The 15,023-nt window shown below is 59.0% G+C and carries 11 protein-coding genes and 1 tRNA gene (1 of these 12 only partly in view); 3 read left to right on the forward strand and 9 right to left on the reverse strand.

Annotation, left to right across the window (positions count from 1 at the left end; translation table 11 throughout):
* The 6 genes from FRD01_RS05770 to FRD01_RS05795 form a co-directional block, all read right to left on the reverse strand.
* Positions 1 to 701 carry the 5' portion of a DUF2231 domain-containing protein gene (locus FRD01_RS05770; protein WP_146958442.1) on the reverse strand. The gene continues 34 nt to the left of window position 1, outside the view, so 701 of the gene's 735 nt are visible here — the first part of the coding sequence; its start codon is at positions 699 to 701; its stop codon lies off the left edge, out of view.
* 19 nt (positions 702 to 720) lie between these two features.
* A complete protein-coding gene (locus FRD01_RS05775; RefSeq protein ID WP_146958443.1) occupies positions 721 to 1,542 on the reverse strand; it encodes a copper resistance protein B in 822 nt (273 codons plus the stop codon).
* The gene (locus FRD01_RS05780) at positions 1,470 to 3,299 is read right to left on the reverse strand and encodes a copper resistance system multicopper oxidase (RefSeq protein WP_146958444.1); all 1,830 of its coding nucleotides are present in this window, start codon (positions 3,297 to 3,299) and stop codon (positions 1,470 to 1,472) included. The genes FRD01_RS05775 and FRD01_RS05780 overlap by 73 nt, the downstream gene beginning before the upstream one ends.
* Entirely contained in the window at positions 3,296 to 5,749 is a 2,454-nt protein-coding gene (locus FRD01_RS05785) for a heavy metal translocating P-type ATPase (protein ID WP_146958445.1), read from the reverse strand. The genes FRD01_RS05780 and FRD01_RS05785 overlap by 4 nt, the downstream gene beginning before the upstream one ends.
* 10 nt (positions 5,750 to 5,759) lie before the next feature.
* Positions 5,760 to 6,041 carry a metal-sensitive transcriptional regulator gene (locus tag FRD01_RS05790; RefSeq protein WP_146958446.1) on the reverse strand — a complete coding sequence of 94 codons (282 nt, stop codon included), beginning with the start codon at positions 6,039 to 6,041 and terminating at the stop codon, positions 5,760 to 5,762.
* Between the two features lie 380 nt (positions 6,042 to 6,421).
* Positions 6,422 to 6,493: transfer RNA gene (locus tag FRD01_RS05795), tRNA-Asn, on the reverse strand.
* Between the two features lie 97 nt (positions 6,494 to 6,590).
* On the opposite strand from FRD01_RS05795, the gene FRD01_RS05800 reads away from it, so the two are divergent.
* Positions 6,591 to 7,565: a phosphotransferase family protein gene (locus tag FRD01_RS05800; protein WP_146958447.1), complete on the forward strand. Its 975-nt coding sequence runs from the start codon at positions 6,591 to 6,593 to the stop codon at positions 7,563 to 7,565.
* On the opposite strand, the gene FRD01_RS05805 is transcribed toward FRD01_RS05800, so the two are convergent.
* Both FRD01_RS05805 and FRD01_RS05810 read right to left on the reverse strand, forming a co-directional pair.
* Positions 7,554 to 7,883, reverse strand: a complete 330-nt coding sequence (locus FRD01_RS05805) for a hypothetical protein (protein ID WP_146958448.1) — start codon at positions 7,881 to 7,883, stop codon at positions 7,554 to 7,556. The genes FRD01_RS05800 and FRD01_RS05805 overlap by 12 nt on opposite strands.
* On the reverse strand, positions 7,876 to 8,637 hold the full coding sequence (locus tag FRD01_RS05810) for a DUF2288 family protein (RefSeq protein ID WP_146958449.1): 762 nt from the start codon (positions 8,635 to 8,637) through the stop codon (positions 7,876 to 7,878). Before FRD01_RS05810 ends, FRD01_RS05805 begins: the two co-directional genes overlap by 8 nt.
* Positions 8,638 to 8,729: 92 nt before the next feature.
* Here FRD01_RS05810 and FRD01_RS05815 point away from each other — a divergent pair, with 92 nt between their 5' ends.
* On the forward strand, positions 8,730 to 9,353 hold the full coding sequence (locus FRD01_RS05815) for a glutathione S-transferase (RefSeq protein WP_146958450.1): 624 nt from the start codon (positions 8,730 to 8,732) through the stop codon (positions 9,351 to 9,353).
* Entirely contained in the window at positions 9,350 to 11,959 is a 2,610-nt protein-coding gene (locus tag FRD01_RS05820; RefSeq protein WP_146958451.1) for a glucosidase family protein, read from the forward strand. The genes FRD01_RS05815 and FRD01_RS05820 overlap by 4 nt, the downstream gene beginning before the upstream one ends.
* Here the strand turns inward: FRD01_RS05820 and FRD01_RS05825 are convergent.
* On the reverse strand, positions 11,948 to 15,007 hold the full coding sequence (locus tag FRD01_RS05825) for a hybrid sensor histidine kinase/response regulator (protein ID WP_146958452.1): 3,060 nt from the start codon (positions 15,005 to 15,007) through the stop codon (positions 11,948 to 11,950). The two genes, FRD01_RS05820 and FRD01_RS05825, sit on opposite strands and share 12 nt — an antisense overlap.
* Positions 15,008 to 15,023: the final 16 nt, after the last annotated feature.

Raw genomic sequence — 15,023 nt, forward strand, 5'->3', positions numbered from 1 at the left:
CCGTCCCCCGCATTGCCTGCGGGCGAAGGCTCCGCCGACGCCGGTCCGGGTGACTCCTCTGAACCGGCGGACGACGCCTCGTCAGAATGTGGAGGCTCACCTGCGACTTCCTCTGAGCCCGGCTCGCTTCCTCGCTCGGGAGGATGTTCGTGCCCCGTGTGGCTAGGGGGCTGCGCGCCGTGGTCGTGGACCTCGGCCTCGGCCTCCTGATCGACATGCGCGTGGTCATGACCATCGGAGTGGGGGGGCGTCTCTCCGGCCACTCCGATCCCGTAGCGGAAAACCAGCTCGGCCCCGCGATCGGCGCCGATCGTCATCACGCCAAGCAGGAGCAGCGATCCCACCATCAACCCAACTCGCCAACGCCGAGATGCGTCACCGCGCCACCAAGCCAGGGCCGTGACCACCAATGCGATGCCCGTTGCAACGAGCATGAGGTCGCGGTGAACGTGGACGAGATCGTGCCCCGGGGTGTCGTGCCCCATCTCCTCGGTCGCCCAGAATCCGAACCCGACGGCTACCGCCGCCCCGAGCAGCCCCAGCAGGTGAAGCCATCGGCCGAATCGCCAGGCGTCATCTCGCTTCCGGGCCAGAGCCAACGACCACGCACCCGTGGCAGCAATCCAGAAGGCGATGGGGAAATGCACCACCATGGGGTGCAGGTTGGGGGCCGATGTTAGGCCGGGAAGAAGTTGTTCCATGATGTCCTCTGAATCCGGGTTAAAACCAAAATCTCAGGCCCGCCACGCCTTGAAGATCGCTCGCGGTGCGGCCTGCAGCTCGTCTGAGGTCGGCGGTCTCCGCGAAGGCCTGATTCCACGAAACGCCGATATAGGGCGCGAACTCGCGGGCGATCTGGTAGCCGAGGCGAAGGCCGAGATCGATGTCGTTGAAGCCAGCACCCACACCGAACTCCGGCACCGTCTGAACAGCGATGTTCGTCTCGAAGCTCGGGTGCGCGATGAGGCGCTGAGTGATGTACAGGTCGTAGGTTGCGCGCAGCCGAAACGAGACGTCGCCGCGGTGACTGATGAACACTGCCGGCTCGACTTCGAACCAGTACGGCGCCAGACCTTCGACCCCAAAAACCAGGTGCCCCCGACCTTCGGTCGACTGGCCCTCCGCGGCGACCAGATCGCCTCGGACGCCAACCTGGAACTCCCAGAAGGGCGCGATCAGGCGGCTGTATAGCAGCTGCGCTTCGCCCTCGACCTCGGGGTCAACCGTCGCCGCTTCTCCCTCGACCTTCAACCAGACCCGGTTCCAATCCCCGCCGAACCAGGCGGTCGAATCCCAGCTCAGCGGATTGTCGCGGTCGTTGAACCCGTACTCCAGCTCCTCGAACTGCATGAAGTGGTTGAACGGCGGCTCGCCCATCTGTGCGAATGCGGGGGCGCTCCAGAAGGTGCACACCAACGCGAGGAGCCAAGCTCCTGCGGTGGATGCCAAGAATGCGTGTGGTGGAAGTCTCATACCCGCACCTCCACGACACGGAACATGCCTGCCTCCATGTGATAGAGGATGTGACAGTGGAAGGCCCACCGGCCGACCTCCTGCGCGGTCACCACAAAGGAAGTGCGCTCAGCAGGCTGGACGTTGACGGTGTGTTTGAGCGGGTTGCGCTCGCACGCGCCCACGTCGAGTTCGAAGAACATGCCGTGCAGGTGAATCGGGTGCGCCATCATGGTGTCATTGATGAGCACGAACCTCACGCGTTCCCCATAGTGAAGGACGATGTCGGGCATGTCGCGGTGATACTGCTCCCCGTCAAACGACCACATGTAGCGCTCCATGTTACCGGTCAGGTGGAGCTCGATCGTCCTGGTCACCGGCTGGCTGTCTTCGCCAGGCGTGGCACGTCGCAGCTGCGAATAGGTGAGAACACGCCACCCGTCCTGGCCGAGTCCAACCCCGGGTTCGCTGATGCGCGAGCGTGCGGTCTCGGCGACCATCGCGTTGCCGGCGCCGTGACCGTCGCCGTCATGGCGCGCGACGACGTCGAGATTCTCGCTGCATGCTGCAGCCATCTCGTCCATTCCCGACGCGTGGCTGTGGTCCATGCCGGACATGCCCGAATGTTCCTCGCTTGGCGTGTTTTGGTGCGCCGGGCCATGGTCCCCACCGGCAGCGCCGCCGTTATCCATGCCCTGCATGTTGCTGTGGTCCATGCCCATGTCCGCCATCGTGAGCAGCGGCCGAGGCCGCCTTCCGGGCACTGGTGCTGTGGCGTGTGGATCGGTGGCCAGCGTCCCTCGGGCGTGCCCGCTGCGGTCCATGGCCTCGGCGAAGATGGTGTGCGCAGCACCGGTGGGTTCAACGAGGACGTCCAGCGTCTCTGCGATAGCCAATCGAAACTCATCCGTCTCGACCGGCACGACAGGCATGCCGTCGGCCTGGATGACTTGCATCGGTAGTCCCGGGATTCTGACGTCGAAGTAGGTCGCCGCCGACGCATTGATGAAGCGCAGCCTGAGGCGCTCACCGGGCTCGAACACGCCGCGCCAATTTTCGTCAGGCGACAGACCGTTCATCAGGAAGGTGTAGGTGGCACCGGTGACGTCCGCGATGTCGGTGGCGTCCATGCGCATTCGCGCCCAGCTGAACCGATTGGCGAGCGCGCCAGGCGGCTCGTCCGCAAGATTTGCCAGGGTCCTGCGCTGGAAATTGTAGTACCCGCCGTACCGCTTCAGGTTTGCCAGCACGCGATGCGGGTTCTCGAAAGTCCAGTCCGACAGCACGATCGTGAACTCTCGCTGGTAATTGTACGGCTCCGGCTCTCGAGGCTCGATGACAATGGGCCCGTAGATCCCGGTCTGCTCCTGAAACCCGCTGTGGCTGTGGTACCAGTAGGTCCCGCTCTGGCGGACTGGGAAGCGATACTCGAAGGTCGTGGCCGGAGGGATCCCTGGAAAGCTCACTCCTGGCACTCCGTCCATCCCCGGCGGGACGAGGAGACCATGCCAGTGGATGGAGGTGTCCTCGTCCAGCGCGTTCGAGACTCTGAGTGTGACGTCCTGTCCTTCGCGGAGGCGGATCTCAGGGCCTGGAATGCCGCCGTTGATCGTCGTGGCGACCGCAGACTGACCGGCGACAGCGAGCCGTGTCTCGGCGATGTGCAGATCGATGGTTCGGCCATCGACGACGCTGAGCCTCCGACGCGGGGCTGCCAGCACACCCGTTGTCGCGCAACCCGTTACGAAACGCCCCAGAAGGACGGCAGCTGTGGCCCTGCCCGTGTTGGCCAGGAATCCCCTGCGGGTGAGGCCTCGTCGGTCGTGATTGTCGTGACTTCGGCTCATAGGTCGCTACTCCTCAGGCGCAGGGCATTGCCGATCACCGACACCGAACTCAAGCTCATCGCGGCAGCCGCGAACATGGGCGAGAGCAGGATCCCGAAGAACGGGTAGAGCACCCCGGCGGCGATAGGCACACCGGCCGTGTTGTAGGCGAAGGCGAAGAACAGGTTCTGGCGGATGTTCGCCATCGTCTGTCGTGACAGCTTCCGAGCTCGCACGATGCCTCGCAGGTCACCCTTCACGAGGGTCACGCCAGCGCTCTCCATCGCCACGTCCGTGCCGGTCCCCATCGCGATGCCGACGTCCGCACGAGCGAGCGCGGGCGCGTCGTTGATTCCGTCGCCCGCCATGGCGACGACCCGCCCCTCGCCCTGCAGCGACGCGACCTTGGCGGCCTTCTCGTCGGGCAGCACGCCGGCGACGACCTCGTCGATGCCCAGCTTGGCGGCGACGGCGCGGGCTGTAGTCTCGCTGTCACCGGTGAGCATGACCACGTGCAACCCCTCCTCGTGGAGCGCGGCGATCGCCTCTGGCGTGCTCTCCTTGATGGGATCGGCCACGCCGATGATGCCGGCGAGCGAGCCGTCGACGGCGACGAACATCACCGTCTGCCCTTCACCCCGGAGCGCCTCGGCACGCTGCGAGAGCGGCCCTGGGTCCACCCCAACTTCAACCATCATCGCGAGGTTGCCGAGCGCCACGTCGTGTCCGTCGACGGTGCCGCCTACGCCTTTGCCCGTCACCGAGCCGAAGTCGTCGGCCTTGGGCAGCTCGTGCCCGCGCTCCTCAGCACCCCGGACGATGGCCTCGGCCAGCGGATGCTCACTGCCGCGCTCGAGGGCGGCGGCCAGACGCAGCAGCTCCGCCTCATCCATGCCGTCCGCGGGTTCGACCGCGACCAGCGCAGGTCGGCCTTCGGTTAGCGTCCCCGTCTTGTCGACAACCAGCGTGTCGACCTTCCGCAGCACCTCGATCGCTTCGGCGTTCTTGAAGAGCACCCCGAGCGATGCGCCCTTGCCGGTCGCCACCATGATCGACATGGGCGTGGCCAGACCAAGGGCGCAAGGGCACGCAATGATGAGCACCGCAACGGCGTTGATGAGGGCGTAGGCCATCGGGGGCTCCGGGCCAACGAGTGCCCACACGATGAAGGTCGCGATCGCGATGATGACGACCGCAGGCACAAAATAGGACGACACGAGGTCAGCGAGCTTCTGAATGGGCGCGCGGCTCCGCTGAGCCTCGGCGACCATGGTCACGATCCGAGAGAGCAACGTCTCGGCGCCGACCTTCTCTGCACGCATCACGAGCCCCCCGGTGCCGTTGATGGTGGCGCCAATGACCTTGGCGCCGGGGCTCTTCTCTACGGGGATCGGCTCACCGGTCACCATCGACTCGTCGACGTGGCTGGTTCCCTCGAGCACCTCACCGTCGACGGGCACCTTCTCGCCTGGGCGGACGCGCAGACGATCGCCTTCGCGCACCTGGTCGAGGGGGACATCCTCCTCGCTGCCGTCGTCGCGAATGAGCCGAGCCGTCTTCGCTGCCATCCCGAGCAGCTTTTTGATGGCTGCGCTGGTCTGGCTACGGGCCTTCAGCTCGAGGACCTGGCCGAGCAGGATCAGCGTCACGATGACGCCAGCCGCCTCGAAGTACACGGCGACCTCGCCGCCGTGACCGCGGAACGAGTCGGGGAAGATGCCTGGAAGGAGCGTGGCGATGAGGCTGTAGACGTAGGCGACGCTGACGCCGAGCCCGATCAGCGTGAACATGTTGAGGCTCATGTTCTTCACCGAGCGAACCGCGCGCACGTAGAAGGGCCACGCCGACCAGAGACAGACCGGGGTGGCGAGCGCCAACTCGATGAACGCCCGTGTTCGTCCGGGCAGGACGCTGGAGATCGGCCGGCTCGGGAGCATGTCGATCATGACGATGGTCACGAGCGGCAGCGAGAGTGCGGCGGCGAACCAGAAGCGTCGCGTCATGTCGCGCAGTTCCGGGTTGTCCTCTTCCTCGTCGAGCGTCACGGTGCGCGGCTCGAGGGCCATGCCGCAGATCGGACAGTCACCCGGCTCGTCCCGAACAATCTCGGGGTGCATCGGGCAGGTCCACTCCGTCTTCGTCGCCAGCACCGGCACGCCCTTGGCTTCCAGCGCCATCCCGCACTTCGGACAGTCGCCCGGGCCGATCTGCTCGACCTCGGGGTGCATCGGGCAGGTGAACACCGTGCCCGCAGGTGCCTCGTCGGCCTCGTGGTCGTCCAGGTTGAGGTAGCGGTCAGGGTCGGTGGCGAACTTCTCTCGGCAGCGTCCTGAGCAGAAGAAGTATGTCTCGCCGTCGTGCTCGTGTCGGTGTTTGCTGTCCTCGGTGACCTTCATCCCGCAGACGGGATCTCGGAGCGCAGCGCCGTCACGGCCGCCGTGTTCGTGGTCGTGGTGGTGTTCGTGGCTCATGAGGTCCTCGTCAGCAGTTGCAGTTCTTTTCGAAGACCCGAACGAGCTCCGCGATCTTCGCTGTCCGGTCGTCCTCGTCGTCGCTCTCGAACGCGCCGGTGACGCAGGTCTGGATGTGGGACTCGAGCAGCATCTTGCTGACCTTCGCCAGGGCGGCGCGGGCCGCAGAGATCTGCATCAGCACGTCGATGCAGTAGCGGTCGTCCTCGACCATCTTCTGGATGCCGGACACCTGCCCGGCGACCCGCTTGAGGCGGGCTTCGATCTTCTCTTTCGTGTCAGGGCTCATCATGGGGCGTTTCCTCGGCAGCGCATAGTACTCATACCCGGGCATGGGTATATTGGACGCAAAGGATGTCCGCGTCAAGGAGGCATTTTGTGGCCTCCGGCCGTCCCACTCTCGCCGGGCTAACCATCGGCTCTCTGGTGTGAACCGGCTTTTCGGCGTCTGGCGGCGTCTCTGAGGCCCAAGAGCACTCAAAGAGCACCGTTCTCGGTCCGGCGACGAGGCGAGGTACTCTGGCGCCGCCCGACCAGAGAGCACACCCGGCGAAGGGACACCGCCCGCAAACCCGCACCAGCAGGGCAGATACGACAAGACCCCCGCCGGCATCGCCGACGAGGGTCCTGTTAAGAGAAAGGCCCAAGCATTTCTGCTTGGGCTTTTTGAAGCTCCGGCTGCTAGATTCGAACTAGCGACCAATCGGTTAACAGCCGATTGCTCTACCACTGAGCTAAGCCGGAAGACCGTCAAGTGACGGGGTAGGAATGCTAGTGTTTTCGCGCAGCCTGTCAACCTCTTTTTTGCACTTTTGACCAAATTTTCTTTGAGGAGTGTCGCATGTTGAACTGGCCCGAGGAAGAATGGGAGCGCCAAGCGCCACTCATCGAACTCACGCCCCTAGAAGTTCAGAATCTAATGACCGAAGCTGGACTTGGTGAAGTGCGCCACTATCGAGGCATGGATGGTGGAAAGTTCAACACGAATTTCGAGGTCTTAGGGTATGATTATCATGTGGTGATTCGCATCTACGAACGCGATCCGTTGGGACTCGCTCGGGACGAGGCACTAGAAAAAATACTCCCCTCCGAGCTTCCCCGTCCAAAGCTGATACACGCCGTTCATGGCGAAAGGCCCATCGGCGTGTTTGAGTTCAAACACGGCGTCAAACCTCATGAGCTTGAGTGCCCCACGCCTCAAGACATAGAAACTGTGGCGTTTTACATCGGCGAGTTGATAAGTGGTTACGCGGGAGCCAAGAGCTTTGAAGAGCACGGATTGCTCGATGGCAATCTGGAGCTCAGCAAACGATTTGGAACGCTCGAATCCTCCTTTGAAGACTTCATCGAATGGTCCCTTTCCAAAGGTCGTGCAGGCGGCCGTATGGGGCCTGCAAGAGCTGCGAAGCTTGAATCCCTAGCCCAACGCCACGCACAACTCCTAAGGGCCCTAGACGGCCAATACGGACTTCTTCATGGCGATCTGAAATTCTCGAACATCTTGGTGGACGCCGAGACGCTCAAAGTCAGTGCTCTACTCGATTGGGAGTTCGTCTATTCTGGGGCTCCGTTGCTCGATCTGGCGATCTTCCTGCGGCACAGCTCGAAGCTATCGCCTCTAAGCAAAGGCGCCATCGCCGGCTTTGAGTCTTCTGGAGCGACTGTCACGAATGAGTGGTGGGAGACGCTTCGACTCTGGGATCTGATGAACCTCTGTGGGTTCTTGAACGGCTCACAGCATCGCCAAAAGACCTTTGACCATGTGCTCCAACTCCTCGATCGAAATCTCGCGGAAATCGAGGAGCTATCGGGTTAGAATCATCACGCCCATCATGGTCCAGAGCAGCGCGAAGAAAATGATCAGAATGACAGTGATACTGGTGAAAATGGACCTGGGTGTCCCCGTAATATTCGCCTTATCCGCCGCTCGACCGACGATATTGAACGCCACAAAAGCCATGAAGATGTTGATGGCAAGCGTGGCCACTGGAGTGGCTTCCCAGGCATAGCGAGGCCAATCCAAGGCGATGGCGCGGATGGCGTAGGTCAGGCCTACGCACACCGAGGTCTGGATGAGCAGTGCCAATCCTCCGCCAAGCCAGGCTACCAGCGGCTTCGGTCTTTTTTCACTCATTCGAGTACCCCAATGCTTTCCAATCGAGCTGGACCTGGTCTACCCGGCGTCCACCGGCGAGTTTCCTGAGTAACAAGTCGTGGTTGAAGTCCTCGGAGTTTGGCGCCTTGACCCAGAAGATTGGGTGACCTTCACCACTTCGGACTTCAATAGGCCCGAACTCAATGAGCAACTCTGGGATCCCGTCTGATTCAACACTTCTTTCGAGCGCCAAACACACCTCAGCTACACTCACCTCCCCTCCCTTCACCTTTGGACTTCCCCAAGTAGAAAACTCCAATACCAGCGCCTCGATCATGGTGTGCAGCTCGCCCTCCCACTTTGCGTCCGAGTCCGAAAAATCCTTAAAGCCCGCGGCTTCGAAACACTGATCGTGGTCGACTGGTGCGGGCCAAATCGCTGTGGTGACAAAATCCAAGTCCCCCTCGACCATTCCCCAACAAAGTCGCTCAACTCCGCCTTTCTTCACTGCCTCCTCTTGAACCAAGACGAACGGGCTTACGATCAAGGTCGCAAACCGAGTGTCTTCGTCTCTCCACCTCTCAAGTGTCGCGCGGTCGGGACGAGTCAAGGCACCAGACTGCACCCAATTCCCCACGCGCGCACCGTCATCGGATGCGATCGCCTCCGCCACATCCAAGAGAGGTAAGCCTACAACCAGGAAAACAGCCTCACGCACCACATGCGGTTTAACGGCCTCCCATGCTACGTCTCGAAGGAGTTCACCTGCTAGTTTTTGTCTCAATTCACTCATTCTAAGCTCTTCAAACCGTCTGAAACACTGGAATAAACGCGCCTTGCCCGCTATGGTGGCTCGCGTTTTAGAACCCCAAAGTCCAAAGCCTTATGCCTCAGGAAGACCCGATTCTCTACTCTTTTCGACGCTGCCCTTACGCCATGCGCGCAAGACTCGCGCTGACCGCCTCCGAGCAAAAGGTGGAACATCGCGAAGTGGTCCTTCGAAACAAGCCTCAAGCCCTTCTCGATGCGTCTCCCAAAGGCACGGTTCCCGTGCTGGTTCTACCCGATGGGCCGGTGTTGGATGAAAGTCTCGACATTATGCTCTGGGCGCTCAATCAAAATGACCCGGAATCATGGCTGCCTGACGCTCAGAAACACGAGAGCGCAATGGCCTTGATTCGGCAGAATGATGGCCCGTTTAAAGCTGCACTCGACCGCTACAAATATCCAGACCGCTACGCAGCGGCATCAAGCGAGGAGGCCCGCGAACAAGCGTGCAGAATCATTGAAGGGCTGGACGAGAAACTCTCGCAGCACGCGTGGCTCTTGGGCGAAAGTGCGGGACTTGCAGATATGGCCATCCTACCGTTCGTCCGGCAATTTGCGCACGTGGATCGCGACTGGTTCTATGCACAACCCTGGCAGGCAACCATCAGTTGGCTGGACCGATTCAAGGCTTCTGAAATCTTCAAAACCATCATGAAAAAACACGAGGCGTGGACTCCATGAAAAAGGCAATACTCACCTTGTGCGTGCTGGCGACTTTTGGGTGCGAGGACGACCCCGCGGACCCAAAGCCAGACCTCGGAGAAAGCGATATGACCTCTATGGATCAATCCGATGACGGGCCCGCGATGACCGATTGCGAACCAATTCCTTCCGGTTTTGATTCATGGGAGCACAAAGGGTCCGAAGCGCGTGTTGACGTAGCCCTAGGTTCAGACTGTGAGCGCACCTATACCTTGACCTCAAATGCACCGCGGCGAGACAATCTGCCCGAGTCACCGCGACGTATCACCGAAGACCCAAATGCGGCGCACTTGAGGACCGCAAGTCCCATGTTTGATGCGCTCTACGCCCTGGCCCTAGAAGAAGTCAGAGAGCTTTCAGTGGACCAGATCCGAGATGGAGCCTTCAACAACGGAGACCCCGTTGATTGTGGTGGTTGTTTTGAGACGGGCGCCAAATGGAACTACGTCTGGACGCGTGACACTGCCTATGCGGTGGACCTCGCCCTCGGTGCAGTAGAGCCGCAACGCTCCAAGAACTCTTTGGCCTTCAAGACTGCCCTTCGAAGGGATACAGGCGAGCGGCAAATCGTTCAGGATACGGGTACCGGCGGGTCCTATCCGATTTCCACGGACCGAGTCTCGTGGGCGTTGGGCGCACGGTCTGTGCTCTACTCCTTGAGCGAGGCCGAACGAGGCGAGTTTGAGGATTTAATCTGGGAGTCCCTGACCAACACCATCGAACACGACCGCGAGGTTGTTTGGGACCCGACGGACGGTCTCTACAGAGGTGAAACCTCCTTCTTAGACTGGCGCGAACAGACCTATCCAGGGTGGACCGCACAAGACACGGTTCAGATAGGCATGTCCAAGTCGCTGAGCACCAACATCTTGCATGCGAACGCACTTAGACTCGCGGCGGAGCTAGCCATTCAGCGCGAAGAACCCGATTTGGCTACGAAGTATTACGAGTGGGCGAGCCTCCTAGACACCGCAATCATCAACACATTTTGGAAGGAAGACGAAGGCCTTTTTCACGCCTACACACACAACGACCTCGCCCCATCTTCGGTGGCGACTTACGATTTGCTAGGCTTATCGCTGGCCATACTGAGCGATGACTTCCCCGGATATTTTTCGACACTGATACTCAACAACTTTCCTCATTATGGGGCAGGCGCGCCGGTTGTTGCACCGCAACAACAGTTCACCCCCATCTACCATAACCGGGGAGAATGGCCCTTTGTGAGTTCTTATTGGTTACTCGCAGCAGCCAAGGAGAAGCATGCACCCGTGTTCGACAGAATGTTCAATGCGCTCGTCCGAGGTGCGGCGATGAACCTCTCCAACATGGAGAATTTCGAGGCTCAAACGGGACTTCCATGGGTTGACGATGGCGAGTATTCCGGACCGGTGGTCAATTCACAGCGCCAACTCTGGAGCGTTGCAGGGTACCTCGGTATGGTCAACCGTGGGATCTTCGGAATCCAAACCACGGAATTGGGCATAGAATTCAAACCATTCATCAGCAAAGCTGTCGCGGATAAATTGTTCGGTGAAAATAGGTCAATTACACTTAATAACTATCCCTTCCGCAACAAAACAATAAATATAACGCTAGAGCTTCCTGACACCATCGATCCGTTAATCGAAGACACCCATAACGGCTTTGAGCTTGGTGGCCTGTTTCTCGGGAACGCACTCCTCGGAGGAGGCATTCTCACCCACGAAGGACTTGAGGATGGAAGTGATGTGCTCATAATTTTACAAGCACATAACCCGGAAGAGCCACAAACAATTAATGTTATTGACCAAGAGAACTGGCGAGCAGTTTTTAAACCACGGCCGCCAGAAATAGTTTCAGTGAATGAAGACCAGACCTCACTAACCTTGAGCTTCAACGCCTCCGAAGAACTCGTCGAAGACATCTCCTTTACGGTGTATCGAGACGGCGTGATGGTCGCTTCAGAAATTGAGGGAGACGCGACAACGTGGGTCGATCCGGCGTTTGACCCTGCTTCCGACCAGACACCTTGTTACACCGTGAGCACAACGTATCAGGACTCAGGAAATGAGTCACACCCTTCAAAACCTGTGTGTTGGTGGGGTTCAGAATTTGAGCGAGTGAGATCATTCAGCGCTCAAGAGTTTGAAGTCACCGGAGGCACCCCGGTCACGAATCACGGCCGCTTTCACTATGAAGGCTGGGGAAGCCCTGACCACACCATTTCAGTGCTTGAATTCAGTCCCAATAAGACGGGCAAGCACCTCCTTCAAGTGGTCTATGGCAACGGTGCCGGCCCGATTAACACAGGAATCACCTGCGGCGTAAAGCGCATCGACGTTATCGACACAACCACACAAGAAGCGGTCGGCGCGGGCTACCTGGTGATGCCTCATTTAGGAGATTGGGGTCGGTGGGCTGAATCGAACTTCGTAGCGGTTGAACTCAATGAATCGAACACATACGAGATTCGGATTAGTGGTGAGGGGCGCGCTCAAAACATGTCCATCTTGGAGCATTTTGATGCCTACACGGGTGGACTTGGAGGAGAACAGCCCTTCAACGATGTCAACATCGCCGAGCTGAAAATCCTATCCCTCTAGGACTCGGCGAATCGTGGTGAGTAGGGTCTCGGCGGTGTAAGGCTTCGGCACAAAATCCTTGACCCCGGCGTCAACTGCCTTTGCCACGTTACCATTGGCATCAAGACCACTTGACCCCACAATTTTGACGTCTGGATCTATGGATCGAAGCGCCACAATGGTGGCCGGGCCGTCCATGACGGGCATGGCCATATCCGTGATGACGAGCGCTATTTCGTTTCGCTGCTGTGCATAGAGCGAGACCGCCTCAGCCCCGTTTTTAGCTAGGATTACCCGATGACCAAATCGCTCTAAAGTGCGCTCGGAGACGTTTCGAATGGTGTCCTCGTCGTCAACTACAAGAATAAGTTCACCTCGTCCTCGTGGAAGCTGCGTCTGTGCAAGCGCGACCTCTTCGGAGTCCGCACTCGACGCGATTGCGGGGAGGTAGACCTTGAACTTCGTCCCCTTGCCCTCTTCACTGTAGACATGAATAAAGCCACCGTGCTGAAGAATAATCGAGTGAACCGTTGAGAGCCCAAGACCAGTTCCCTGGCCCACCTCCTTCGTCGTGAAGAACGGCTCGAACATTCGATCGAGAACCTCAGGAGGCATGCCAGTGCCAGTATCTTCGACCACGATATGCACGTAGGGGCCAGGCGCCGCCTCGGGATTCATATCCGAATACACTTCATCCAAAACGACGTGCGTAAGGCTCAAGGAGAGCACACCACCGCCTGGCATGGCATCGCGCGCGTTGATACAGAGATTCACCAGAACTTGATGTAGCTGTGTCGGGTCCGCCTGTACTTTCCAGAGGTTCTCTGGGCCTTCGAACCTGAAATCAATGTTCTTTGGGAAGGTGTCCCTCGCGATCTTTTGAACGTCTTTTGCGACTAACCCAATGTCCACGGGCATATGCCCACCGTCAGCCCCCCGCGCAAACGTGAGCAATTGCCTCACCATCGCGGCACCGCGCGCAGCACTCATCTCAATGTTGCTGAGATCGCGAAGTCGGCTCTCGTCGTCTTCGTCTTCCTTGAGCAGCGTTACTGACATCATGATTGGCGTCAGCATATTGTTCAGGTCGTGAGCAACGCCGCCGGCGAGCGTTCCTACAGTCTCCATTCGTTGGGCGCGGAGGAACTTCTTCTCCAGGCGCTTTTTCTCAGAGATGTCGGTATTGATGGCGAGGATTGACTTGGGTGTCCCATCGTCTTCGCGCACAAGAGACCAATGCCCCTCTATCGTCACTGTGGATCCGTCGCGAGTCTCTTGTTCTAGCTCACCGACCCATTCCCCATTTTTGAGCGTCTCGCCGACGGCCTGATAGAATTGGGCTGGATCTTTGAAAAGCAAACGGTCCAGCCGCTGCCCCTCCGCCTCTTCCGCTGACCAGCCGTAGAGCCGCTCAGCGCTTTTGTTCCAAAATTGCACACGGTGGTCTAGGTCCCTCACGATAATCGCATCCTGAGCTTTATCAAGGAGCGTGGCGAGCTCTTCGAGCCGAGCCTGAGCTCTGCGGGCCCGTGTTATGTCGCTCATGCCTCCGACCATTCTAAGCGCCCGTCCATCAGCATCGCGAATAATGAAGCCACGGTCAGACACGATGAGCTCGGAGCCATCTTTGTGGATGTAGCGATACTCGTCCGACCATGTGTCTTTTCCATTTTCGATCGCGTCAAAAATCGCGTTTACGACACGTTCGCGGTCCTCTTCATGGATGTGATCGGTCCATGAAGCCACACCTTCCTCAAGTGTGTAGCCGAAGAGCCTGACGTAGCCGTCATTCCACCAAACGGCTTCTGTGGTGAGGTCCCAATCCCAGATGGCGTCGTTTGTTGCGTTCGAGAGAATACGGAACTTCTCTTCACTGCTCGCGAGCTTCTCCTGATACTCTTTGGATTCGGTGATATCCTGGATGGCACCGTATAGCTCGACAACCTGACCCTGCGTGTTTTTGCGAGCCTCGGCGATTGTTCGAACCCATTTGATAGTCCCGAGTCGGGAAACAAAACGGACCTCAATTTCGAACGGCTCCGCAGAGCCCATACAGGCAACAAATGCAGCCTCAACACGCTGGCGATCGCTTGGGTGATAGAAATCCAGAAGGGACTCCAACTTCGGCAGTACGTCCTTTGGTCCAAGATCATGGATTCGGCGAACCTCGTCAGACCACCAATAGGTCCGCCGCTCCAGGTCCACTCGCCAGGCCCCCAGCTTGGAGACCCTTGAGGCAATGCTCAATACCGTTTCAGACTCTCGAAGCTCTTCCTCACCTGAAATCTTCTGACAACCAACCTCTAGGATCTGAGCGAAGCGTTCCAAAAGCCTAAGCTCAATCGCCTCGGGTTCGTGCTCGTAGTGAGGCTCAACTACCAGTACAAAATGAGCTCCCTCGTGTTCGAAGAGATAGTGACACCAGGGAATAGACACGGTGCTCGTTCTCGCCCGAGCGACCGCCGTTGCCAAACGCGCAAACTCGGTGCATTCGCCTCCTAAGCAACTTATCAGGACGGCCTCGTTGTGGACGACGTAGACCGATGAACGCTTGGTAGGAAGAAACTCTCGCGTGTCACCGAGCATTTGGTCTACCAACTCCTTTAAGCTTGCGCCGCTGATGATCGAGTGCAGCGAATTGGCCTCCCACTTCAGGAAGGCTTCGTGAAGATGCTGTTCGGTGACATCCACAACAACGCCCGAAAATCGAAGCTTTCCTTCGGCGTCCATCTCCTCAAGTTCGCCTTGTTCCCGCACCCAGCGCATAGATCCGTCTTCTAGAATGATTCGGTGCACAATATCGAGTTGGATCTCGCCTCGAATCGCGAGATCATTGAGCTGCTCAAATGGCTCCAAATCGTCGGGATGCACTCGTACCTTGAAATGCCCATAAGTTACGGGGGTACCTACTTCGTAGCCAAAGATTCGGTACGTCTCATCGGACCAATAGAGATCCCGACTCGTAAGGTCCAGCTCCCAACTCCCCATGCGGGCCATGCGTTGAGCCAACCTCAAGTTGCGGGTTATCGAGCGCAGATTTGCGCCCTCTTCGTTCTCGTTTTGGCCCATGAATCCCTCCTAAGGC

Source organism: Microvenator marinus (assembly GCF_007993755.1).
GTDB classification, from domain to species: domain Bacteria; phylum Myxococcota_A; class Bradymonadia; order Bradymonadales; family Bradymonadaceae; genus Allomicrovenator; species Allomicrovenator marinus.

Excerpts from the sequence above, each read along its gene's own strand:
- FRD01_RS05825 (WP_146958452.1), bottom strand. The coding sequence starts at position 15,007 with ATGGGCCAAAACGAGAACGAAGAGGGCGCAAATCTGCGCTCGATAACC.
- FRD01_RS05820 (WP_146958451.1), top strand. The coding sequence starts at position 9,350 with ATGAAAAAGGCAATACTCACCTTGTGCGTGCTGGCGACTTTTGGGTGC.
- FRD01_RS05780 (WP_146958444.1), bottom strand. The coding sequence starts at position 3,299 with ATGAGCCGAAGTCACGACAATCACGACCGACGAGGCCTCACCCGCAGG.
- FRD01_RS05805 (WP_146958448.1), bottom strand. The coding sequence starts at position 7,883 with ATGAGTGAAAAAAGACCGAAGCCGCTGGTAGCCTGGCTTGGCGGAGGA.
- FRD01_RS05800 (WP_146958447.1), top strand. The coding sequence starts at position 6,591 with ATGTTGAACTGGCCCGAGGAAGAATGGGAGCGCCAAGCGCCACTCATC.
- FRD01_RS05785 (WP_146958445.1), bottom strand. The coding sequence starts at position 5,749 with ATGAGCCACGAACACCACCACGACCACGAACACGGCGGCCGTGACGGC.
- FRD01_RS05815 (WP_146958450.1), top strand. The coding sequence starts at position 8,730 with ATGCCTCAGGAAGACCCGATTCTCTACTCTTTTCGACGCTGCCCTTAC.
- FRD01_RS05810 (WP_146958449.1), bottom strand. The coding sequence starts at position 8,637 with ATGAGTGAATTGAGACAAAAACTAGCAGGTGAACTCCTTCGAGACGTA.
- FRD01_RS05790 (WP_146958446.1), bottom strand. The coding sequence starts at position 6,041 with ATGATGAGCCCTGACACGAAAGAGAAGATCGAAGCCCGCCTCAAGCGG.